At 71.6% G+C, this 22742-nt stretch carries 17 protein-coding genes and 1 pseudogene; 13 read left to right on the top strand and 5 right to left on the bottom strand.

Translation table 11 applies throughout. The features are described 5' to 3' along the window. Positions 1-100 precede the first annotated feature (100 nt). Positions 101-496, top strand: a complete 396-nt coding sequence (locus tag ACZ69Q_RS08315; RefSeq protein ID WP_471038377.1) for a peptidase M23 — start codon at positions 101-103, stop codon at positions 494-496. An 83-nt stretch (positions 497-579) separates the two neighbouring features. After that, entirely contained in the window at positions 580-1506 is a 927-nt protein-coding gene (locus ACZ69Q_RS08310; RefSeq protein ID WP_471038376.1) for a GNAT family N-acetyltransferase, read from the top strand. Positions 1507-1569: 63 nt separating this feature from the next. Here ACZ69Q_RS08310 and ACZ69Q_RS08305 read toward each other — a convergent pair whose 3' ends face one another. Next, positions 1570-1743, bottom strand: a complete 174-nt coding sequence (locus ACZ69Q_RS08305) for a hypothetical protein (RefSeq protein WP_471038375.1) — start codon at positions 1741-1743, stop codon at positions 1570-1572. Between the two features lie 241 nt (positions 1744-1984). On the opposite strand from ACZ69Q_RS08305, the gene ACZ69Q_RS08300 reads away from it, so the two are divergent. Then, entirely contained in the window at positions 1985-3799 is a 1815-nt protein-coding gene (locus ACZ69Q_RS08300; RefSeq protein ID WP_471038371.1) for an ABC transporter ATP-binding protein, read from the top strand. Positions 3800-3990: 191 nt separating this feature from the next. On the opposite strand, the pseudogene ACZ69Q_RS08295 reads toward ACZ69Q_RS08300, so the two are convergent. After that, a pseudogene (locus ACZ69Q_RS08295) lies at positions 3991-5561 on the bottom strand (amidohydrolase). Here ACZ69Q_RS08295 and ACZ69Q_RS08290 point away from each other — a divergent pair. The 4 genes from ACZ69Q_RS08290 (at position 5560) to ACZ69Q_RS08275 (ending at position 9227) form a co-directional block, all read left to right on the top strand. Further along, positions 5560-6042 carry a hypothetical protein gene (locus ACZ69Q_RS08290; protein ID WP_471038369.1) on the top strand — a complete coding sequence of 161 codons (483 nt, stop codon included), beginning with the start codon at positions 5560-5562 and terminating at the stop codon, positions 6040-6042. The pseudogene ACZ69Q_RS08295 and the gene ACZ69Q_RS08290 sit on opposite strands and share 2 nt — an antisense overlap. Before the next feature lie 63 nt (positions 6043-6105). Further along, on the top strand, positions 6106-6456 hold the full coding sequence (locus ACZ69Q_RS08285) for a hypothetical protein (RefSeq protein WP_471038367.1): 351 nt from the start codon (positions 6106-6108) through the stop codon (positions 6454-6456). Between the two features lie 142 nt (positions 6457-6598). After that, positions 6599-7279 (top strand): class I SAM-dependent DNA methyltransferase, encoded by a 681-nt coding sequence (locus ACZ69Q_RS08280; RefSeq protein ID WP_471038364.1) that lies wholly within the window; start codon positions 6599-6601, stop codon positions 7277-7279. A gap of 64 nt (positions 7280-7343) precedes the next feature. Then, positions 7344-9227 carry an ATP-binding SpoIIE family protein phosphatase gene (locus ACZ69Q_RS08275; RefSeq protein WP_471038363.1) on the top strand — a complete coding sequence of 628 codons (1884 nt, stop codon included), beginning with the start codon at positions 7344-7346 and terminating at the stop codon, positions 9225-9227. A 55-nt stretch (positions 9228-9282) separates the two neighbouring features. Here the strand turns inward: ACZ69Q_RS08275 and ACZ69Q_RS08270 are convergent, their stop codons facing one another. Next, entirely contained in the window at positions 9283-10965 is a 1683-nt protein-coding gene (locus ACZ69Q_RS08270) for a tetratricopeptide repeat protein (protein WP_471038362.1), read from the bottom strand. Between the two features lie 343 nt (positions 10966-11308). Here ACZ69Q_RS08270 and ACZ69Q_RS08265 point away from each other — a divergent pair, with 343 nt between their 5' ends. The 3 genes from ACZ69Q_RS08265 to ACZ69Q_RS08255 all read left to right on the top strand — a co-directional run bounded on the left by ACZ69Q_RS08265 (position 11309) and on the right by ACZ69Q_RS08255 (position 17772). Next, the gene (locus ACZ69Q_RS08265; RefSeq protein ID WP_471038358.1) at positions 11309-13834 is read left to right on the top strand and encodes a SpoIIE family protein phosphatase; all 2526 of its coding nucleotides are present in this window, start codon (positions 11309-11311) and stop codon (positions 13832-13834) included. Positions 13835-14018: 184 nt separating this feature from the next. Further along, positions 14019-16796, top strand: a complete 2778-nt coding sequence (locus ACZ69Q_RS08260) for a SpoIIE family protein phosphatase (RefSeq protein WP_471038353.1) — start codon at positions 14019-14021, stop codon at positions 16794-16796. Positions 16797-16953: 157 nt separating this feature from the next. Further along, a complete protein-coding gene (locus ACZ69Q_RS08255) occupies positions 16954-17772 on the top strand; it encodes a chitosanase (RefSeq protein WP_471038350.1) in 819 nt (272 codons plus the stop codon). A gap of 49 nt (positions 17773-17821) precedes the next feature. Here ACZ69Q_RS08255 and ACZ69Q_RS08250 read toward each other — a convergent pair whose 3' ends face one another. Together ACZ69Q_RS08250 and ACZ69Q_RS08245 are read right to left on the bottom strand one after the other, a co-directional pair. After that, positions 17822-18721 carry a CU044_5270 family protein gene (locus ACZ69Q_RS08250; protein ID WP_471038345.1) on the bottom strand — a complete coding sequence of 300 codons (900 nt, stop codon included), beginning with the start codon at positions 18719-18721 and terminating at the stop codon, positions 17822-17824. Beyond that, on the bottom strand, positions 18714-19403 hold the full coding sequence (locus ACZ69Q_RS08245; protein WP_471038339.1) for an RNA polymerase sigma factor: 690 nt from the start codon (positions 19401-19403) through the stop codon (positions 18714-18716). Before ACZ69Q_RS08245 ends, ACZ69Q_RS08250 begins: the two co-directional genes overlap by 8 nt. A 160-nt stretch (positions 19404-19563) precedes the next feature. On the opposite strand from ACZ69Q_RS08245, the gene ACZ69Q_RS08240 reads away from it, so the two are divergent. The 3 genes from ACZ69Q_RS08240 to ACZ69Q_RS08230 all read left to right on the top strand — a co-directional run bounded on the left by ACZ69Q_RS08240 (position 19564) and on the right by ACZ69Q_RS08230 (position 22589). Next, complete coding sequence (locus ACZ69Q_RS08240) at positions 19564-20928, top strand: FAD-dependent oxidoreductase (protein ID WP_471038334.1); 1365 nt, start codon at positions 19564-19566, stop codon at positions 20926-20928. Between the two features lie 99 nt (positions 20929-21027). After that, a complete protein-coding gene (locus tag ACZ69Q_RS08235) occupies positions 21028-21993 on the top strand; it encodes a DUF1152 domain-containing protein (RefSeq protein WP_471038329.1) in 966 nt (321 codons plus the stop codon). 101 nt (positions 21994-22094) lie between these two features. Continuing rightward, positions 22095-22589 carry a lamin tail domain-containing protein gene (locus tag ACZ69Q_RS08230; protein WP_471038323.1) on the top strand — a complete coding sequence of 165 codons (495 nt, stop codon included), beginning with the start codon at positions 22095-22097 and terminating at the stop codon, positions 22587-22589. Positions 22590-22742: the final 153 nt, after the last annotated feature.

Below are 22742 nucleotides of genomic sequence, written 5' to 3'. Positions count from 1 at the left end.
CAAGGGCAACGTGTACGGCGACCAGCCCGCTTCGGCGACCTGCTGACCACTGTCGCCTTCAACGACCGATACCGACACCTTCAACGACCGGGGGACACCCGTGAAGACACCGCTGCGTCGCTACGCCACCGTCCTGGCCGTGGCCGCGCTCTCTGTCGGCACCCTCGCCGCCACGGCCGAGGCCGCGCCGAAGGCCGACGCGTCCGCCGTCGCGGCCGCGAACCAGGGCGACCCGACCCTGACCGACATCTACATCTGGGCGACGGACGTCAACCTGCGCAGCCAGCCGACGGCCGACTCCCCGCGGCTCACGGTCCGTTCGCAGTACTGGATGGACGCCGTGTGCCAGACCCGGGGCCAGTACGTCAACGACCCTGCCGTCGGCGGCAACGACTGGTGGACGGCTGTGCAGGAGTTCGCCGGCAGCGACATCGCGTGGGTGAACAACCTCTACATCCGGGGCGGCGAGAAGATCGCCGGCGTCCGCGACTGCTGACGGCACAGCCCTGAGCAGGGGGAGGGCGGGGCGGCCGTCGAAAATCCGTTGCGGCCGCCCCGCCCTCCCCGGACCCTGAGGCCATGCCCTACGCCCTTCGTCCGGCCCGCCTCACCGACGCGGCCGCCGTCACCGAGCTCCTCAACGAAGTCGACCGGATCGAGATCGGCCGGCCCGAGACCGACCTGCACACCGTCGAGGCCGATCTGAAGCGGCCCGACATCACCCTGGAACGCGACTCGTGGCTGGCCTTCGACGGCGACCGGCTGGTGGCGTACGGCCTGCTGTGGGACGAGTCGGGGGGCGAGCGCGTCGACGTCGACCACTACGTGCTCCCCGAACATCAGCGGGCCGGTGAGCTGATCCTGGACGCGATGCAGGCCCGGGCCATGGACAAGGCCCATGAGAACGGTGCGGGCAGGGCGGTGGTGCATCTGCACCTCAACACGGAGCCGACCCTCGACACCGACCTGATCACGCGTCGCGGCTGGTACGCCGTGCGGCGCTATCACGTGCTGCAACGCCCCCTGAACGCCGCCGAGGACCTCGTGCCGACGCTCCCGGCCGGCGTGACGCTGCGGGCGTGCGCCGACGAGGCGGACCGTGCGCGCGTCCACGCGCTGTACCAGTCCAGCTTCGCCGAGCACTTCGACTTCCAGCCGCGCGCTTACGAGCAGTGGCTGTACGACGTCGACGCGGACACCCTCGACTGGTCCATGGTGTGGATCGCCGGCACCGAGGAACTCGGCGACGCCGGGTTCCTCATCGCGCGCGACGACCGTGAGGCCATGGGCTGGATCCGGAGCATAGGCGTGCGGCGTGAGGCGCGGGGCGCAGGTCTCGGTGGCCTGCTGCTGAGGCATGCGTTCGCCGCGTTCGCCCGGCGCGGCCGGGAGACGGTGGGACTAGGCGTGGACACCTCCAACGCCACGGGGGCTCCGGCCCTGTACGCCCGGCACGGGATGACCGTGCACTTCGCCGTCGACACCTGGGAGACGGTCCTGAAGTGACGGGCCGGCCGCCGATCACCGCGCGGTTGAAGACCGCGCAGGTCAGCGGACGTAAGGGCGCGGTCAGCGATCTCCCGTGCCCGCTCGGGTGCCGTTTCTTCGGGCGTTGTTGTACAGCCGCAGCAGATGCTTCGCGACCGCGCACGGCGCGCCGTCGGCGTGGCACTGCCGGCAGGTCCGCATGTGCTGCTCGTAGTCGGTGTGCGCCTGCCTGAGGGCATCGCCTTGAGACGACATGGAAGTCCTCTGAGTGATCGACGGAAGGGGGCGGCCGAGCGGGTGCCGCGGTGCCGGGAATGGCACCGAGAGAAAAGTGGATCATGTTACTTGTGGTACAGGGAAGTCGCGGCTCCGGTTGCCCCGTACGCCCCCCACGCGCTCCCGCCGGCCCGGAAAACGCTTGGACTGCGCGACCACCCTCGCGGGACACTGCGTATTCGACCAGAAACTCTACGTAGTCATAGGTCACAGGGGTGGGATGGGTACGCCTGAATCACGCAGGGTTCTGCCGGGCAAGAGGTCGGTGCTTCTCGCACTTCGTCACTACGGACGGGAGTTGGCCCGTCTGAGGTGGCTGGCGGTGCCGACGATGCTGCTGTCGGCAGTCGGCAACATCGGAATCAACTATGTGGCGCCGCTGATCGTCGCCAAGCTCGTCGGCGAGATCGCCGGCGACGCGGACATCACCGTCGCCTCCACACTGCCGTACGTCGTCGGCTTCGTCGGTGTGCTGCTGCTCTCGGAGGCGCTGTGGCGGGTGGCGCTGCACTGCCTCAACCGCCTGGACGCCCTGGGCATCGAGCATCTGTACGTGGTCGGCATGGACGAGTTGTTCGCCAAGGACGCCGCGTTCTTCCACGACAACTTCGCCGGGTCGCTCACCAAGCGAGTCCTCAGCTTCGCCTCCCGCTTCGAGCAGTTCGTGGACACGCTGACGTTCCAGATCGTGGGGATGTTCGTGCCGCTGGTGTTCGGCGCGGTGGTCCTGTGGCGCTACGAACCGCTGCTCGTGGTCGGCCTCCTGGCGATGATCACGGTGACGGCGGTGTGCGTGGTGCCGCTCATCCGGCGCCGGCAGGCGCTCGTCGACCAGCGTGAGGAGGCCATCGCGCGGGTGTCGGGGCATGTCGCCGACAGCCTGATGAACATGGACACGGTGCGGGCGTTCGCCGCCGAGGAGCGCGAGGCCGCCGAGCACCGCTCCCGGGTCGCCGCGTCCCGGCGGCTCACGCTGCGGTCGTGGGACTACGGCAATCTGCGCATCGACACCTTCGTCGCGCCGATGTCGGTGCTGACGAACGCGCTGGGCCTGCTGCTCGCGGTCACGCTCGGCGGGGGCGCGCACGGGGTGGAGGCGATCGTGGTGGCCTTCACCTACTACAGCAACGCGACGCGGATCATGTTCGAGTTCAACCAGATCTACCGTCGGCTGGAGAGCTCGATGACGGAGGCCGCGCAGTTCACCGAGCTGCTGCTGACCCCGCCGACCGTGCTCGATCCGCCGTCGCCGGAGCCGCTGTTGACCGAGTCCTCCGACGTCCGCTTCGAGAAGGTGACCTTCGCCCACACTGCGGGCCGGCCGCTGTTCGACGGGCTCGACCTGGCCGTGCCCTCCGGCGCGAAGATCGGCCTCGTGGGCCGGTCCGGCGGCGGCAAGACCACGCTGACCCGGCTGCTGCTGCGGATGACCGACATCGACGCCGGACGGATCCTGATCGGCGGTCAGGACATCAGCAAGCTGCGCCAGACGGACCTGCGCGGCCAGATCGCCTACGTTCCGCAGGACCCGGCGATGTTCCATCGCACGCTGCGGGACAACATCGCGTTCGGCCGGCCGGACGCGGACGACGCCGAGATCCGCCGCGCGGCCGAGGCGGCGCATGTCACGGAGTTCGCCGACGCGCTGCCGCTCGGCTTCGACACCATGGTGGGCGAGCGCGGCATCAAGCTGTCGGGCGGCCAGCGCCAGCGGGTGGCCCTGGCCCGGGCGATCCTGCGCGACGCACCGATCCTCCTGCTCGACGAAGCGACGAGCGCTCTGGACTCGGAGAGCGAGCTCCTCGTCCAGGAGGCGCTGTGGCGGCTCATGGAGGGGCGGACGGCGCTCGTGGTGGCGCATCGGCTGAGCACGGTCGCCACCATGGACCGGCTCGTCGTGCTCGATCGCGGACAGATCGTCGAGCAGGGCAGCCACGACGAACTGCTCTCCATGGACGGCGCCTACGCCAAGCTGTGGCAGCACCAGTCGGGCGGCTTCCTCGACGACAGTCCGGAGCGGGCCGAGCTGCCCTGAACTCGCGGCGGCCGGCCGTCGACGACAACTCGCGGCGGCCGTCCGACCGTTGACGACGCGCGGCGCTGCTGCGGCTGACCGGCAGCGCCCGCATCGGTGCCGAGGGCCGGCCCTGCTGCGGCCGACCAGCCGCGCCCGCATCGGCGCCGAGGGCCGCCCCGCTGGTTCGAGCGAGCCGGCCGCGCCCGTGCTCAGACCTCGCGATGCACCACGTGTCCGCCCGTCACGGTGAGGCGCACCGGCGCCTCGGCGACCTCGTCGCCATCCGCCTCGACGGGATCGACGCCCAGGGCGGTCAGGTCGGCCCGGAAGCCTTCGGCGATGCGCCCGGCGACGGACGCCTCGCCGGCCGCGAGGGCCGCGTGCGAGGTGCAGCCCTCCAGGGCCTGAAGACCCGTCAGTCCCGCCTTGGCGGAGGCCGCTCCGCGGGGCGCCCGGGCGGTTGCCAGGACCGTACGGGCGTCGAAGTGGGCGATGGGCCAGTCCGAGCCGAGCGCGACGACCGCTCCCGCGTCCCGCAGGTCCCGCAGACGCCAGGCCCGCGCGGCGCGCGCCCCGCCCAGCCGCTGGGACCACTCGTCGGACCGGTCGGACCGGGTGTACGCGGTGTGCGGGGCTGCATGGAGGCGATGACGCCGAGGGGCGCGAACCGGGCCACGGTGTCGTCCGGCACCGACTCCAAGTGCTCCACGCGGTGGACGAGGCGGGCGTCCGGCCCGAGTGACTCGACGGTGTCGAGGACGTGGCGCACGGCCGCGTCGCCGATCGCGTGGGTCGCCGTCCGCACGCCGGCGCGGTGCAGGTGGCGTACGGCCTCGCTGTACGCGGCAGGGTCCGGCCAGAAGGCGTCGGTGCCCTGGCCGTGGCAGTCCGGGTGTTCCAGCCAGGCGGTGCCGCCTTCGACGGTGCCGTCCATGAAGAACTTCACCCCGCCCACCCGCCAGTGCCGCCCGGCGCGGTCCTGCAGCGCGACGAGTTCGTCCAGGGCCTCCTTGTCGACGCCCGGCATGCACCAAGGGGCGAAGCGCAGCCGCAGCGGCAGGACCATCTCCCGTGCCACGGTGTCGACCAGGTCGAGGTCGCCGAGGTCCATCACGTGGGCTCCGATGAGTCCGGTCGCCGCCATATCCGACAGCAACTCGACCAGTCGAGTGCGCCGTTCGGCGTGCGAGGCCCGGGGCACGACCGCGCCGACCAGGTCCATCGCGGCGTGCTCGACGAGGTGCCCGGTCAGACGCCCGTCGGCGTCGGTCACGAGGTGGGAGCGCTGTGCGAAGGTCCGGGGCCCGGTGACGCCTGCCGCCGTCAGTGCCGCGCCGGTCACGAGGGCCGAGTGCCCGTCGTACAGGCGCAAGAAGGCCGGGGCGCCGTCCAGTACGTCCTCGATCAGGGCCCGGTCGATGGGGCGGCCCTCGAAGGCGTTGTGGTCGAGGCCGTAGCCGACGACCCATCCCTCGGTCCGCTCGGCCCCGGTGAGCGCGGCCCGCAGTCCGTCGAGGTCGCGGACGTCGGACAGATCCAGTCCCGTGGCCATCTCCAGGCCCCAGACGGGGTGGCTGTGGCAGTCGACCAGGCCGGGCACGAGGCTTGCCCCGGCCAGGTCCACGACCTCGGTGCCGGATCCACGCCAGTCCCGTACGTCGGCTTCCTCACCGACGGCGGCGATCAGGCCGTCGCGCACGGCCACCGCGGAGGCGTACGGGCGCTCCGGGTCGAGGGTGCGGACGCGGGCGCCGGTGATGACGAGGTCGGCGGTGGGCATGTGGCTGTTTCTCCTTGGCGGCCGGGGATGTCTGACCGCGTGCGCCGTGCTCGCCTGGTGGCTGATGCCGCTGCTCGGCTGGCGCTGGATGTTCGGCCTCGCCGCGATCCCCGGAGTGCTGTGCGTGCTGGTCGTGCGCTGTGTGCCCGAGTCGCCGCGCCGCTCGCGGACCACGGCCGGCACGAGGAGGCGCTCGCGACGATGGCCTCGATCGAGGCGAAGGTGGAGAAGATCACGGGTGAGCCGCTGGCACAGCCGGCGCCCACGGCGCCCGTCGTACGCGAGCCCCACGCCAGGAGCGGTCTGCGCGAGCTCCTCACCGGCCGCTACCGCAAGCGCACCCTGGTCGTCTGCGCCCCTGTGGTTCTGCGGTTACTTCGTCAACTACGGCGTCTCGTCCTGGCTCTGCGGTTACTTCGTCAACTACGGCGTCTCGTCCTGGCTCTGCGGTTACTTCGTCAACTACGGCATCTCGTCCTGACTGCCCACCATCTACGGCTCCCGGTTCCACCTGAGCCTGTCCGACGCGCTGCTGTACTCGACGGTGACGTCCTGCGCGGGCTTCCTCGGCTGTCTCGCCGTCGCCCTGACCGTCGACCGGGTCGGGCGGCGCCACACCGTCACGTGGTGCCTGGGCGGCGCCGCCCTGTGCCTGCTGCTCCTCGGCCTGTTCGCCGGCGGCTCGGCGAGCAGCGTGCTGATCTGGACGTCCCTGTCGGCGGTGTTCTTCCTCGGCGTCATCCTCGGTCCGATCGTCGTCGGCGCGGCGTACGCGGGCGGCGCGCTCGGCGCCGTCTTCGTGACCCTCGCCGTGGTCGCCCTCCTCGGGTCGCTCACGGCGGGGGCGGCCGCGGAGGAGACGAGCGGACGGCCGCTGGAGGACGTGGCGCCGTGAGCGACGATGCTCGCGGGGATCCAGGGGCCCCGGCGCGAGCATCGGCGCCGAAGTCGGGCATTATTGGTCACGTCGACATGAATAACTTCATGCCTATGTGAAGTCAGGGAAACCGACCATAATGCCTCCAAGGAGAATCCTTGTGAGCAACCCTCCCGACGAGCTCGACTACGGTGCCCTACGGCGCGACCGCACAGGTCAGGCCGAGGCCTTCGACGCGATCGGCGACCGCTACGACGAGGCCTTCCCGCACAAGGAGGGCCAGATCGCGGCCGCCGACTGGCTCATCGGGTCCCTGCGGACCGGATCCCGGGTACTGGACCTGGGCTGCGGCACCGGGCTCCCGACCGCGCGCCAGTTGGCCCTGGCGGGATTCGAGGTCATCGGCGTGGATCTGTCGGAGCGCATGGTCGCGCTGGCCCGCGGCCACGTGCCCGGCGGCGTGTTCCATCGGGCGGACATCGCCGATCTGCGGCCCGGCGGTCCCCTGGATCTCGGGCGCTTCCAGGCGGTGACCGCCTTCTTCTCCCTGCTCATGCTGCCGCGTGGCGAGATCCCGCTCGCTCTGCGAACCGTCCGCCACCTGCTCGTTCCGGGGGGTCTGTTCGCGCTGTCGATGGTGGAGGCCGATGTGGACGACTTCGCGATCCCGTTCATCGGGAGCAGCATCCGCGTCTCCGGCTATCTGGGGGAGGAGTTGCGCGAGGTCGTCGAGGGAACGGGCTTCGAGATCGTCGACGAGACCTCGTACACCTACGCGCCGGCGGTCGCCGACATCCAGCCCGAGGTGCAGATCTTCCTGCGCTGCGCACGGCGGGCCTGACGACTTCTGATCCGCTCGCCGCGACGCGGGCCGCACAGCCGGAAGGGCAGGCAGAAGGACGGGCATGGCGAAGCAGCTCGGAGGTGGTGACGGCATCCGGGAGCAGACACCCGGCATGCGTGAAGGTGCTGCGCTCGCACACCGGCCGCAGCACCCCGATCCGTCGCCCCCGTCCGCACAGGCTCCTCCCCCGACCCGCACCGGCGACGGGCCGGACCTCGCCGAGCCGCTCACCGACCGGCTGCGCTACCTCGACGCCGCAACCCGCCGGATCGCCCGCGGCATGAACCTCGACGAGACCCTGTGGGAACTGTGCCGGGCGGCCGTCCCGGCCTTCGCCGACCGGGCGTTCATCCACCTCTACGCGCCGCTGCCGGTCGGCGACGAGACCGACGCCGGTCCGGGCGTCCTGCGCCTGCACTGCACGGACCTCTCCGAACGCCAGGACCCCGGTGCCCAGGCCGCCGAGCCGCCCCCTGCGCCCGAGCCGCCGCCGGCCGCCCCTCATGGCCTCCCGGCAGCGGAGACCGTGCACCCGGTTCCCGGCAGCCCCCTCGCCGAACTCCTGCGGGACGGGCGCCCGGCGCTGGGCGACACCCCGGGCGTCGCCTCCGCGGCAGCCGAGCTGCTGGGCACGGCGAGCACTCCCCCGGCACCCCCGCCCGGGCAACGGCTGATCATCGCGCCACTGCACGGCCGCAACCACGCCCTGGGCAGCGTCCTCCTCGTGCGCGAACCCGACCGACCGGACTTCACCGCCGACGATCTGCTCGTGGCCTCCCAGCTCGCCACGCACACCGCGCTCGGGCTGGAGAAGGCGATGCTGTACGAGCGTGAGGCCTCCGTCGCGAACACCCTGCAACGCACGATGCTCCCGCCGTCGCTGCCGGAACCGCCCGGCGTCCGCCTCGCCAGCCGCTATCTGCCGTCCTCGCGCACCGCACAGGTCGGCGGCGACTGGTACGACGCCATCCCGCTGCCCGGCAACCGTGTCGCCCTGGTCATCGGCGATGTGATGGGCCACTCCATGACCTCGGCGGCGATCATGGGTCAGCTACGCACCAGCGTGCAGACCCTGGCCGGGCTGGACCTGCCCCCGGACGAGGTGCTGCACCACCTCGACGACCAGGCGGGGCGGCTGGGCAGCGAGCACACGGCGACCTGCCTGTACGCCATGTACGACCCCGTGCTGCACCGGCTGCTGGTCTCCAACGCCGGCCATCTGCCGCCGGTGCTGCTGCGTCCCGACGGCCGCGTCGAGGTCCTGGACGCCCCGCCCGGAGCGCCGATCGGCGTCGGCAGCGGCGGCTTCGAGTCCGTCGAGACGCACGCGCCGGCCGGGGCGACGCTGCTGCTGTACACCGACGGCCTGGTCGAGTCCCGTGACTCGGACGTCGTGACGGGTGTGGAGCGACTGTGCGCACGGCTGCGTACGGCAGCCCGCGGATCCGCTCACCTGGGGCTGGAGGAACTGTGCGACGCGGCCCTCGGCACTCTGGGATCGGGAGTGCGCGACGACGACATCGCGCTGCTGGCCGCCCGGTTCGAGGGCATCCTGCCGGAGACCGTCGCGTACTGGTACATGGCACCTCGCCCGCAGACCGCCGGTCAGGCCCGTCGGCTGACCCGCCGCACGCTCGCCGACTGGGGTCTGGAATCCCTGGTGGAAACGACCGAGCTGCTGGTCAGCGAGGTGGTGGCGAACGCCGTACGGTTCGCCACCCGGCCGATCACCCTGCGGCTGCTCCACACGGACGTGCTGCGCTGCGAGGTGGGCGACGACTCGACGGTGGTGCCGAGGATGCGGCACGCACGGCTCAGCGACGAGGGCGGCCGAGGCCTGTTCCTCGTCGACCAGCTCGCGCTGCGCTGGGGCGCGACGAGGGTGAGCACGGGCAAGGTGGTCTGGTTCGAACAGCCGCTGCCCGGCACGCCGGGGAAACGCTGACACCACGTCCTGGAACGGTCGACGCCCACTCGCCACGCAGGCTGCCCCGGTCCCTTCACTCCGCGCAGCAGCCGTCCTCGGCGGCCGCTGCGGCGGTCGTGTCGAGCCGGCAGAAGCAGGACGCCTCGATGGGGACGTCCGCCAGCGCGGCGGCGAGGCGCAGCTCCTGGGCCACCATCTGCGCCTCCCCGGTCCGGCCCAGAAGCATGAGGCACTCGTGGAGGCCGTGCAGGGACCAGACGTTGCCGGGGTGCTGGAGGGCGCGCGGGAGGGTGCCGTCCAGACCGAGGTCGGCCCGGTAGACGGCCTCGGCCTCCACTACGCGTCCCTGTTCGAGCAGGAGGGCGCCGTAGGCGTGCCGGGTGGGCTGCATCCAGCCCCACGGTTCGTCGTAGGGAAGGCTGTCGTCCAGCTCGATGGAGCGTTCCAGCGCGGCGAAGGCGGCGTCGTGGTGACCCTTGCGGTACTCCAGCTCGCCGTCGAGCATCGCCGAGGCGATGGCGAGGATGTCGGCGCAGGTGTTGTTGAAGAGCATGCGGGTCTCGGGGACCCGGGCGATGGCCGCCCGGAAGAGCCGGCGTTCCGCCTCCGCCTGCGCAACACGGTGGGTGGCGGAGAGGGCGACGCCGCGGGCGTAGTGCAGCATCGCGGTCGTCACGCAGTACAGCTCCGGGTCGGCGGGCAGCGGCAGGGCCAGGATGTCCTCCCAGCGGCCGAAGCGGATCAGTGCGTGGACCCGCATGGCGAGGAAGCTCTCCAGCCAGTCGGCCATGGGCGGGCTCGGCACCCGCAGCAGGTCCTCGGGGATGGACGCCTCGAGCTGTGCGGCGGTCTCCAGGGCGACCTCGGACTGGCCGAGGAACATCGCGCCGTAGATCTTGAAGTGGTAGTTGTGCGAGCGGTACAGGGTGTAGAAGTTCATCGCCCCGGCCCGGGCGTGGTACTTCTCGTCGGCCGCGATGGCGGCGGTGTTGTCGGAGACCACCCGCCGGTAGTCGCCGCACAGCACCTCCAGGTGCGAGGGCATGTGATTGAGGTGCCCTGCGTCGGGCACCAGTCCGCGCAGTCGGTCGGCGACCCTCAGGGCGGCTTCCGGGGTCGGGGACATCTCCATGAGGTGGATGTACATGTGGACCAGCCCCGGGTGGTCGCGCCCTGCGGGGGTGGCGAGGCCGCGGTCGAGCACCGCCTTGGCCTCCCGGGTGCGGGCCCCCTCGGCCGGTTCGCCGCTCCTTAGGTCCCAGAGCTGCCAGGGCGTGAGGTTCATCAGCGCGTCGGCGTACAGGGTGGCGATGTCGAGGTCGTCGGGCGCGAGTTCGTAGACCGCGCGCATGCTGTCGGCGTAGGGGGCGTTCCAGATCGAGCAGTCCGCCACCGCCTTGGCCTGCGGGTAGCGGGCTCGCAGCGCGGCGATCAGGGCCTGCTCGACGGGCGTGGCATTCGTCGCCTTGTCGTGGGCCAGCTCCACGGCGGCATGAGTACGGTCGACGGTACGGGCGAGGTCCTGGTCGTCGAAGAACTCCCAGGGTTTGTTGTAGTTCGGCCCGAGCGCGTAGGCGATGCCCCAGTGGGCCATGGCGCAGTCGGGGTCGGCCTCGGCGGCGGCCTCGAAGCAGGCGACGGCCTCCTCGTGATGGAAGGCGTACGTCCACACCAGGCCACGGTCGAACCAGAGCTGGGCCTGGGCGGAGGACGTGGTGACAGAGCGGGTGTGCGTGCCGAGGTCGTAGTACTCCATGCGTCTGCTCTCCTGCCTGTACCGGGCCCGCCGAGCCCGTTCCCGAGTCTTCCGGACAGCCCCGGGCATCGCATGGACAACGGCAGGGGCCGTGGCACGGTTTCGGCACCCCGTCGGCGGAGGCAGTCGCAGTGGCCGGAAGTCGTCGTTCACGTAACTGCCGGGCGCAGGGGCTGGTCCGGGGCCCGTGCCTGCCGTGTGGGCACCGGTTCCGGCCGGGTTCCGGCCCGCCCGGCACGGTGGGCGAGTACGCCGGGTTCCGCCGCCCAGGTGCGAGCGGGGTGGGTCTTGGCGCATTCTTGCTGTGTCGCGCGCGTGACGGCGTACGGACGAGGTAGGGCCGATGACTGGGAGCGCCGAGGGCGCAGAGCGGACACCCGGCGGCCTGGCGGCGCTGCTGATCGATGCTTCGGCGGAGGCGATCAGCGCGGCCGGCGGGCACGCGGGAGGGGTCTATCTGCGCTCCAGCACGCCCGGACTGCTCCGGCTGGCGGTGCTGGAGGGGTTGCCGGGCCCGCTGTTCCGGCCGTGGTGGCGGTTGCACGTGGACCGGCCGTTCCCCGTCGCGGACGCCTACCGCCTGGGCGTCGAGGTGGTGCTGCCGAACGCGACGGAGACGATGCGCCGCTACCCGCAGTTCGCGGCCGGTCTGCCGTTCCAGTTCGGATCCCTGTACGTCCCCGTCACCGGCGGATCCTCGGTCTTCGGGGTGCTGACCGTGCTGCGGCCCTCGGCGGGCGACGCCACCGAGCTGCTGCCCGTGCGCGAGCGCATGGCCCAGCTCGCGAAGGAGCTGGGGTCGGCGCTGCGGACCCTTGAGGACTCGGACGCCTCGGCGGTGAACTGGGACGGCGTGCCGCTGTGCGTGCGGCCGCCGGCCAGGCGTCGGCCCTCCGGCTATCTGGGCCGGTTCGCCTGGGATCCGGGGACGAACGTCGTCACCGCGGAGGAGCGGCTGAACGTCGTCCTGGGTGCCGCTCCCGGGGAGGCCCACGCAACCGTGGAGGAGTTCGCGCAGGCCGTCGCCCCGAGTGACACGGACCGGATCCTGGCGGCGCTGCGGGAGGCGGCCGGCGGCCGTCCACCGGCCCTGCCCCTGTACGTGCGCGCGGCCAACGACACGCTGCGGCTGGTCGAGGTCTGGGGGCCGAACGACGACACGACCCGCTTCGGCACGGCGCCCGTACGCGGCGTCGTCCTCGACCCGGGGGCAAGCGCGGTGGCGGACGTGGCGGCCGATCAGCTACCGGACGGGGTGTTCTGCCTGGACCGGCTGGGCTCGGTCGTCTACGTGAACCCACATGCGGCGAAGCTGCTGCGCCGGCCGCGCGGCGAGCTGCTGGGCCGGACCCTGTGGGAGAGCGTGCCGTGGCTGAACCAGCCCACCGTCGAGGACCATCTGCGGGTCGCGCTGCTGTCTCCGGATCCGGTGCACTTCCACGTCCGCAGACCACCCGACCCCGAGCGCGAGACCGCTGCCCGCACCTTCAGCGAGGAACTGCTGGCCCTGTCCCTGTACCCCGGCCCCGACCTGCTGACCTGCACGATCCGCCCGGGGCACGGCGCGACGGACACCACCTCCGACCTCCTGGACGCGCACGGCACGCAGGAGGCCGCCGGGGCGCCTTCGCTCGCTCCCCTGTACCGCCCGATCGTCCTCGCCATCGCGCTGACGGAGGCCGTCACGCCCCGCCAGGTGTCCGCCGTGGTGATGCGGGAACTGCTGCCCGTGTTCGGCGGCCGCCGGCTCGCCATCTACCTGCTCCAGGAACGGCATCTGTACCTGGCCTGGGAGACGGGCTTCCCCAAGGGGTTCCTCGCACCGTTCGACGGTGTGGGGCTGGACGAGGGGCTGCCGGGCGTGGAGACGCTGACCAACGGGCGCCCGCTGTTCTTCGACTCGATGCAGCAGCTCGCCGACGCCTACCCGGGCATCGCGCTGGACGCGACGGAGGGCGCCCGCGCCTTCCTGCCCCTGATCGCCTCCGGCCGTCCCGTCGGCTCCTGCATCCTCGGCTTCGACCGGCCCCGCAGCTTCAGCGGCGAGGAACGCTCGGTGCTCACCGCCATGGCCGGGCTGATCGCGCACGCCCTGGAGAAGGCGCAGCGCTACGAGAGCGAGGCCGCGCTGGCCCGCGGTCTCCAGCAGGCGCTGCTCCCGCGGCGGCTGTCGGAGCACCCGCTGCTGGAGACCGCGGGACGCTATCTGCCGGGCACCCAGGGCATGGAGGTGGGCGGCGACTGGTACGACGTCGTGTCCGCCGGGGACGCGATCGCACTGGTCATCGGCGATGTGCAGGGGCACGGCGTGCAGGCGGCGGCCACCATGGGCCAGTTGCGCAGCGCAGTGCGGGCCTTCGCCCTCGGCGACCGGCCGCCGGACGAGGTCATGAGCGGCACCAACCACCTGCTCATCGACCTCGACGCCGGGCTGTTCGCGAGCTGCTGCTACATCCGGCTGGACCCGGCGACCGGCGTCGCGCAGGCGGCCGTGGCCGGGCACCCGCGCCCGCTGCTGCGCCGCCCCGACGGCCGCACCCATCTCCTTGACCTGCCGGGCGGCGTCGTGCTCGGCGTGGACCCGCAGGCCCAGTACCCGGTCTCGGAGCTGCGGATGGAGCCCGGTGCCGTGCTGGCGCTGTACACGGACGGGCTGGTGGAGCGGCCCGGCGTCGACATCGACGACGGCATCAGCGCGCTGCGGGTGGCGCTGGCCAGGGCGGGCGGCCCGGGTGCCCGCCCGGGTGGCCGCTCACTGGCGAGCCTGGCCGACCGGCTCACCGCGACGGCCCGGCACATGACGGACCGACCCGACGACATCGCGCTGCTGCTCGCCACCCGGCGCGCCACACCACTGCGCCGGAAGTGAGGGCCGAGCCTGCGCATCCGGGGGCCGTCCGCGCCGTACTGCTGTGGCGGGGGCGGGAGTTGCCCGATTTCGGCGGATCACTGCGGTGATCGTCGGGTGATCGTCGTGTGAGAGAGCAAACAGCTCCTGTCACGGTCCGTGACGTCTCTCGCCTCCGGAGGCCCGGCAGTGTAGACATGGGCACATGGTCCGACTATCGGGTCGATCCGGGGCCCGGTCGGCACGTCGTCCAAGCGGTCCCCGCACCTGGCGTGCGCCGGACCGCGGCACGGTGGTGCCCGAACGCGCAGTGCCGTTCGATCCGGGCGCACAGGAGCCGCGCAGGGGCCCGCTCGCCTGGCTTCGGGCCGCCGTAGGAGGCCGCAGCGTCGCCGGGCAGGTGTTCCTGCTCCAGGTCGTGATCGTGCTGCTGCTGGTCGTCGCCGCGGTCGTGGCCCTGGTGCTCCAGGTCCGCTACGACAGCACGCAGGAGGCCCGCAACCGCTCGGTCGCGGTGGCCGAGGCGTTCGCGAACGCGCCGGGCACCCGGGAGGCGCTGAACAGCCCCGATCCCACGGCCGTGCTCCAGCCGAAGGCCGAGGCGGCGCGCGAGGCCACCGATGTGGACTTCATCGTCGTCATGAACACCGACGGCATCCGCTACACCCACCCCAAGCCCGACCGCATCGGCAAGAAGTTCGTCGGGAACCTGGAGCCCGCGCTCGAGGGCAAGGTGGTGACCGAGCAGATCACCGGAACCATAGGGCCGCTCGTGCAGGCCGTGGTCCCGATCAAGGACCCCGACGGGAAGGTCGTCGGCCTGGTGTCGGCCGGGATCACGACGGCCACCGTGGGCGGTACGGCGGACCGGCAGCTACCGCTCGTCCTGACCGCCGCCGCTGCCGCGCTCGCCCTGTCCACGGCCGGCACGGCCCTGGTCAGCAGGCGGCTGCTGCGGCAGACGCACGGTCTCGGGCCGGACGAGATGACCCGGATGTACGAGCACCACGACGCCGTTCTGCACGCCGTGCGCGAGGGCGTGATCATCGTCGGCGACGAGGGCCGGCTGCTCCTCGCCAACGACGAGGCGCACCGGCTGCTCGACCTGCCCGAGGACGCCGAGGGACGCAGGGTCCTCGACCTCGGCCTCGCCCCCGACACGGCCGAGCTCCTCGACTCCGGCCGGATGGCCACGGACGAGGTGCACCTGGTCAAGGACCGCCTCCTCGCGGTCAACCAGCGCCCGACCCACCTCAGGGGCCGCCCCTCCGGCAGCGTCGCCACCTTGCGTGACTCGACGGAGCTGCGCGCCCTGTCCGGCCGCGCCGAGGAGGCCCGCGAGCGCCTGAACATGCTCTACGACGCCGGAGTGGGCATCGGCACCAGCCTGGACGTCACCCGGACCGCCGAGGAACTGGCGGAGCTGGCGGTGCCCCGGTTCGCGGACTTCGCCACCGTCGACCTCTTCGAGGCCGTGCTGGGCGGCGGACAGCCGGAGGCGGTGACGCGGCTGCGGCGCACGGCGTACAGCGGCATCCGCAAGGACGCGCCGCTGTACCCGGTGGGCGAGCAGATCCGGTTCGTCGACTCCTCGCCGCAGGCCCGGGCCCTGAGCGGCGGGCAGGCCGTCAACCAGCCGCGACTCGATGAGGCGCCGGGCTGGCGTGCCCAGGATCTGGAGCGCTCGGCGCAGGTGGTGGACTTCGGCATCCACTCGCTGATCGCGGTGCCGCTCAGGGCGGGGTCGCTGCTGCTGGGCGTGGTGAGCTTCTGGCGGTCGCAGAAGGGCGAGCCGTTCGACGCCGACGAGGTGGCGCTCGCCGAGGAGCTGGTGGCCCGGGCGGCGGTGTCCATCGACAACGCCCGCCGGTACACGCGTGAGCACAGCATGGCGGTCACGCTCCAGCGCAGCCTGCTGCCGCGCAACCTGCCCGAGCAGAACGCCCTGGACATCGCCTACCGGTATCTGCCGGCGCAGGCCGGCGTGGGCGGCGACTGGTTCGACGTGCTGCCGCTGTCCGGCGCCCGGGTCGCTCTGGTGGTGGGGGACGTCGTGGGCCACGGGCTGCACGCGGCGGCCACCATGGGACGGCTGCGCACGGCCGTGCACAACTTCTCCGCCCTGGACCTGCCGCCCGACGAGCTGCTCTCGCTGCTCGACGAGCTGGTCGCCCGCATCGACCAGGACGAGGCCCAGGAGGGCGACACCGCCGCGGTGACCGGCGCGACCTGCCTGTACGCGATCTACGACCCGGTCTCCCGGCTGTGCACGATCGCCCGCGCCGGCCATCCGCCGCCGGCCCTGGTCCGGCCGGACGGCACCGTGGAGTTCCCGGACGTACCCGCCGGTCCCCCGCTGGGCCTGGGCGGTCTGCCGTTCGAGACGGCCGAGCTGGAGCTCGCGGAGGACAGCCGGCTCGTGCTGTACACGGACGGTCTGGTGGAGGACCGGGACCACGACATCGACGAGGGTCTGGAGCTGCTGCGCGAGGCGCTGACCGGGAGCGGCCGCTCGCCGGAGGAGATCTGCCAGGCCGTACTGGAGGCGCGGCTGGCGGGCCGCCAGAGCGACGACATCGCGCTGATCGTGGCGCGGACGCGGGCGCTCGGATCCGACCTCGTCGCCGAGTGGGACGTGCCGTCCGACCCGGCGGCCGTGGCCCAGGTCCGCTCCGCGGTGACGGAGACGCTGGAGCGCTGGGGGCTCGAGGAGCTGTCGTTCGCCACGGAGCTGATGCTGAGCGAGCTGGTCACCAACGCCATCCGGTACGGCGGTGACCCGATCCGGGTGCGCATGCTGCGCGACCGGAGTCTGATCTGCGAGGTCTTCGACGCCAGCAGCACCTCGCCGCACCTGCGCTACGCCGCCATGACCGACGAGGGCGGGCGCGGCCTGTTCCTGGTCGCGCAGCTCGCCGAGCGCTGGGGCACGCGGTACCTGCCGGCGGGCAAGGTGATCTGGGCGGAGCAGCCGCTTCCGTGACCGGCGCGGCAGCCCCTGCCGCAGCCATGGCGGCTTGTAGATAGGTACGAACCTTTGACACGACCGGTGCCCTGTGCGCCCTGTTTCTGATAGGAAACCTTCCTATCAGTATCAGCAACGGCCAACTCCCCACCCCCCACCTCCACTTGGAGCCGCCGTGAAGCACCCCACGCACACGTCGCGCCGTACGCTTCTCACCCTGATCGGCGCGTCACTGGCGTCAGCCCCACTCCTCGGTTCCCCCCGTGCCGCCGCGCACAGCGTCGCGGTGGGACTCGACGACCCGGCGAAGAAGGAGATCGCCATGAAGCTGGTGTCGAGCGCGGAGAACTCCTCGCTCGACTGGAAGGCCCAGTACAAGTACATCGAGGACATCGGCGACGGCCGCGGCTACACCGCCGGCATCATCGGCTTCTGCTCCGGCACGGGCGACATGCTCGACCTCGTCGAGCTGTACTCCGACCGCCGCCCCGGCAACGTACTCGCCCCGTATCTGCCGGCGCTGCGCCGGGTCGACGGCACCGACTCGCACGACGGGCTCGACCCGAACTACCCCCGCGACTGGGGCCGGGCCGCACAGGACCAGGCGTTCAAGCAGGCGCAGAACGACGAGCGCGACCGGGTGTACTTCAACCCGGCCGTGCAGCAGGGCAAGGCCGACGGCCTCAGGGTGCTCGGTCAGTTCGCGTACTACGACGCCATCGTCATGCACGGCGACGGCACGGACCCGACCAGCTTCCGCAACATCCGCAAGCGCGCCCTGAACCGGGCCCGGCCGCCGGCGCAGGGCGGCGACGAGGTCACGTACCTCAACGCCTTCCTGGACGCGCGGGTGTGGGCCATGAAGCAGGAGGAGGCCCACAGCGACACCAGCCGGGTCGACACGGCCCAGCGGGTCTTCCTGCGGGCGGGCAACCTCGACCTCAACACCCCGCTGGACTGGAAGGTGTACGGGGACAGCTTCCACATCGGCTGACCCGGCACGGGTTGCCGTACGGCCCCCTTCCGTACGGCAACCCGCCGGCCTACGGGCGTTGCCCGATGCGGTCCACGACGCCGATCTCCGCACGGCTGCGCATCTCGTGGTACTTGTCGCGGCCCCCGGTGCTGCCCTTCAGCCGCAGGCCCAGGTAGGCGTAGGTCCGTGAGTCGAAGATGAACGAGTAGGTGAGCTGGGGGTAGGCCACCGCGACCCCCTCGCGGCCCAGCCCGTCGAGCGCCTCGTGGTCGATCCTGATGCCGGGAATCCTGGCGACGGCCTCGAATGTGGCCGCCTCGAGGCCCGGGGGCATGACCCGCGGCACGACGAAGAACTGGCACGCGTTGGAGAACGCCTCGATGTCACCGCCGGGGCGATGCATCCTCAGCAACTTCAGGAGCTGGTCCGGGTCCGTCGGCCACTTCGCCAGCTTCGCGTACTCGGTCGGCGGCCACGCCACCTCGTGCTCACCGAGCGGTGGGTCGTTGTGGACCTTGCCGTACTCCTGGCGGCGGGACGGCCTGGAGCCGTCCACGGAGATCCAGCTCTCGTCCGTCCAGGTCTTGGTCCTGCCGTCCTTCACATAGGTCCGGGTGATGAAGTTCCTGGTGAACACGTACTGGTCGTTGCGCGGGATCGGCAACCGCACGCCGTCGGCCCGGGAGCGGTCCGCGGCGCGGTGCAGCAGTTGCGCGGCGCTCAGCGCGGTCATCCGCGGGCTGTCGGTTTCCCGGTCCCGTCGTGACGCGTACACCGCTCCTCCCGTGACCGCCGCCGCGGCCGTCCCCGCGACGGCGACGCGCAGCATCAGCCGCCGCGACAGCGGGCGCGGCCGGCCCTCCTGGACGATGGCGTGCCGCAACCGGGCGCGGGCGGCCGAGCGGGCGTCGTCGGTGGGCGGGGGCACGTCGGCCGCAAGGTCACGCACCGCGGTGAGGTCATCCACGATCGGTCTCCTCGGTCTCCTCGTGAAGGGCTGTGGGATCCGACCCGCCCAGCGCCCGGCGCAGTCCGGTGCGCGCCCGGTGCAGCCGCGAGCGCACGGTTCCGACGGGGACGCCGAGGGCCTCGGCGGCCTCCGCGTAGTCGAGGTCGCCCCAGGCGATCAGCAGCAGCACGTCCCGGTTGCGGGCGGGCAACGCCGCGAGGGCGCCCGCCAGCCGGGCACGGGAGCCCTCGGCACTGACGCGGGCGGCCACCCGGTCCTCGAGCGGCTCGCCCTGCGCCGGGGCGGTGGCGGCGGCCCGGGATAGCGCCTTGAGGCGCCGAGCCTCCGCGCGCCGGTGCTGGCCGACGAGGTTGGTGACGATGCCGTACAGCCACGGGCGAGCCTGCGGACGCGCGAGGTCGTAGCGGCGGCGCTGCTGGAAGGCGATCACGAAGGTCTCGGCCATCAGGTCGTCGGCGACCTCGGTGCCCAGCCGCCTGGCCACGTACCGGTGTATGTCGTCGGCGTGGCGGTTGAAGAGCACCGCGAACACGTCGGGGTCGGCCCAGGACCGCTCGATGACCGAGGCGTCGGAGTCGGGGTCGTCGTGCGGGCCGGGCACGGCGTTGACTCCGACGCTCGGCGCGGCGGTCACTGCTCGCCTTCCAGATGCATGGCTTTCCCTCGAGGTCGCGGGCATGGTCGACTGCTGTTGGCCGATGCCCGTGTTCGAGTTCCGGTTTTCAGCCCATAGAATTGATTTATGAGCTCATAGGTCGGACCCGCGTACCGACTTAGGCTTGCCTTAGTTTAGGCTTCCCGTTCGAGTCGATCTATCGCCTCTCGAAGGGAACCTGATCATGCCCCGCCCCCTGCGGGTAGCCATCGTCGGAGCCGGCCCCGCCGGGATCTACGCCGCCGACGCGTTGCTCAAGTCCGAGGTGGCCGCCGAGCCCGGCGTTTCCATCGACCTGTTCGAGCGCATGCCCGCGCCGTTCGGACTGATCCGTTACGGCGTCGCCCCCGACCACCCCCGGATCAAGGGCATCATCACGGCCCTCCACCAGGTGCTCGACAAGCCGCAGATCCGTCTCTTCGGGAACGTCGACTACCCGTCCGACCTCAGCCTGGACGACCTGCGCGCGTTCTACGACGCGGTGATCTTCTCGACCGGTGCGACGGCCGACCGTGCGCTGGCGATCCCGGGCATCGACCTCGACGGCTCGTACGGCGCGGCGGACTTCGTCTCCTGGTACGACGGCCACCCGGACGTGCCGCGCACCTGGCCGCTTCAGGCGGAGAAGGTCGCCGTGCTCGGCGTCGGCAACGTCGCCCTCGACGTGGCCCGCATCCTGGCCAAGACCGCGGACGAGCTGCTGCCGACGGAGATCCCGCCGAACGTCTACGACGGCCTGAAGGCCAACAAGGCGCTGGAGATCCACGTGTTCGGCCGCCGCGGCCCGGCGCAGGCGAAGTTCTCCCCGATGGAGCTGCGGGAGCTGGACCACTCCCCCAACATCGAGGTCATCGTCGACCCCGAGGACATCGACTACGACGAGGGCTCGATCGCGACCCGGCGCGGCAACAAGCAGGCCGACATGGTCGCCAAGACCCTGGAGAACTGGGCGATCCGCGACGTCGGCGACCGCCCGCACAAGCTGTTCCTGCACTTCTTCGAGTCGCCCGCCGAGGTCCTCGGCGAGGACGGCGAGGTCGTCGGCCTGCGCACCGAGCGCACCGCCCTCGACGGCACCGGCAACGTCAAGGGCACCGGCGAGTTCAAGGACTGGGACGTCACCGCGATCTACCGCGCCGTCGGCTACCTCTCCGACAAACTCCCCAAGCTGCCCTGGGACATCGAGTCGGGCACGGTCCCGGACGAGGGCGGCAGGGTCATACAGGAGTCCGGCGAGCACCTTCAGTCGACGTACGTCACCGGCTGGATCCGGCGCGGTCCGGTGGGCCTGATCGGTCACACCAAGGGCGACGCCAACGAGACGGTGTCGAACCTGCTGGACGACTTCACGAACGGTCGTCTCCAGACGCCGGCCTCGCCCGAGCCGGAGGCCGTGGACGCCTTCCTGGCCGAGCGGAACGTGCGGTTCACCACGTGGGAGGGCTGGTACAAGCTCGACGCCGCCGAGAAGGCGCTGGGCGAGCCGCAGGGCCGTGAGCGCGTGAAGCTCGTCGAGCGCGAGGACATGCTCCGCGAGAGCGGCGCGTAACCCGCCGACGGGCATCGACAGGGAGGGCCGGAGGTTCGTACCTCCGGCCCTCCCGGTTTTTCCCTCACCCCGGTGATCGCCGCCTGTTAGCGTCCCCCGGTGTTCTCACTCCTGGAGCCCCCTTTCCTGACCCGGCTGCGCGACGCGCGGCGGGTGCTCGTCGCCGGCGCGGGCGGCGGTTTCGACGTGTACGCCGGACTCCCCCTGGCGCTCGCCCTGCGGACGGCCGGCAAAGAGGTCCATCTGGCCAACCTGTCCTTCTCGGACCTGTACGGACTGGACCTCGATGTGTGGGTGGACCACGACGTCGCGGCGATACGCCCGGACACCGCCGCGCGCGGCGACTACTTCCCCGAGCGGACGCTCGCCCGCTGGCTGGCCGAGCAGGACCTGCCCGACACGGTGTACGCGTTCCCGCTCACGGGCGTGCGGCCGCTCAGGGCCGCCTACCGCACGCTGCTGACACATCTGGGCGGCGTGGACGCCGTCGTACTGGTGGACGGCGGGACCGACATCCTCATGCGCGGCGACGAGAACGGGCTCGGTACGCCGGAGGAGGACATGGCGAGCCTGGCCGCCGTGGCCGGGCTCGACGAGGTCGCCGTACGGCTGGTGGCGTGCCTCGGCTTCGGGGTGGACGCCTATCACGGGGTCAACCACTCGCTGGTGCTGGAGAATCTCGCCGCCCTGGACCGCGAGGGCGGCTATCTCGGCGCGTTCTCGCTGCCGCGCGACAGCCGCGAGGGGCGCCTGTATCTCGACGCGGTGGCGCACGCCCAGCGGTGCACGCCGGACCACCCGAGCATCGTCCAGGGTTCCGTCGCCGCGGCGGTGCGCGGCGACTTCGGCGACGTCCGGTTCACCGAGCGGACCAAGGGCGGCGAACTCTTCGTCAATCCGCTCATGGCCCTGTACTTCTGCGTGGACGCGCCCGCCCTCGCCAGGCAGAACCTGTATCTCGACCGGCTCGAGAACACCGCGCTCATGCGTCAGATCAGTTCGGTCATCTCGGACTTCCGTGACGAGCTCCCCCGCCAGCGGCCACCTCGGGCTTACCCGCACTGACGCACCCGCGTCTCGCATTTCGGTGAAGTCGGCTCAGCTCCCGCAGCGCCTGGTTACACTCCTGATCTTCACAGAAGCTCCACACAGGGGGATGTTTCTCCATGCGCATACGCATTATCGCCACGACCGCCCTCGCGGCCGGAACCCTCGCCGCTCTCGCCGCGGCACCCGCCCAGGCCACCGAGTACTCGTCCGCGCTGAAGATCCGCGGCATCCAGTACGACGCGCCCGGCCGCGACTCCAACAACTGCCGGACCGGCAACACCGACGACGAGTACCTGACGATCAAGAACTACTCGTCCGGCACGACGGTCAACCTCAAGGGCTACGTCGTGAAGGACAAGGCCGGCAACAAGTTCACGTTCACGGCGAATCACAACCTCGAGCCCGGTGACTATGTGAAGCTGCGGGGCGGCAACGGCACCGACTCCGACAGAGGCAACGTCGTCTACCGCGACAACTGCAACTTCATGTGGAACAACGACAAGGACACGATCTACCTCTACAAGCCCTCGGGCGCCGGGGCGGACTCGCACGCCTACACCAAGACGCAGAACGACCGCGACGGCAACGGCTACATCGGGTACCACAACTGAGCGGACGTGGACGGATGAGCGGGACCCGCCCCAATGCGGATGGTGGGCGGGTCCCGCTCAACGAGTCATTGTCATGACGGGACGTGGCGCGGGCCACGGGTGAACGGCCATCAGCCGGTGCGGATCACGCACACCCCGTGTGCGGACCCCGCC

Source organism: Streptomyces sp. NPDC036764 (genome assembly GCF_055609385.1).
Note: the sequence above shows the minus strand (reverse complement) of the source record. Positions and strands in the feature narration are given on the sequence as shown.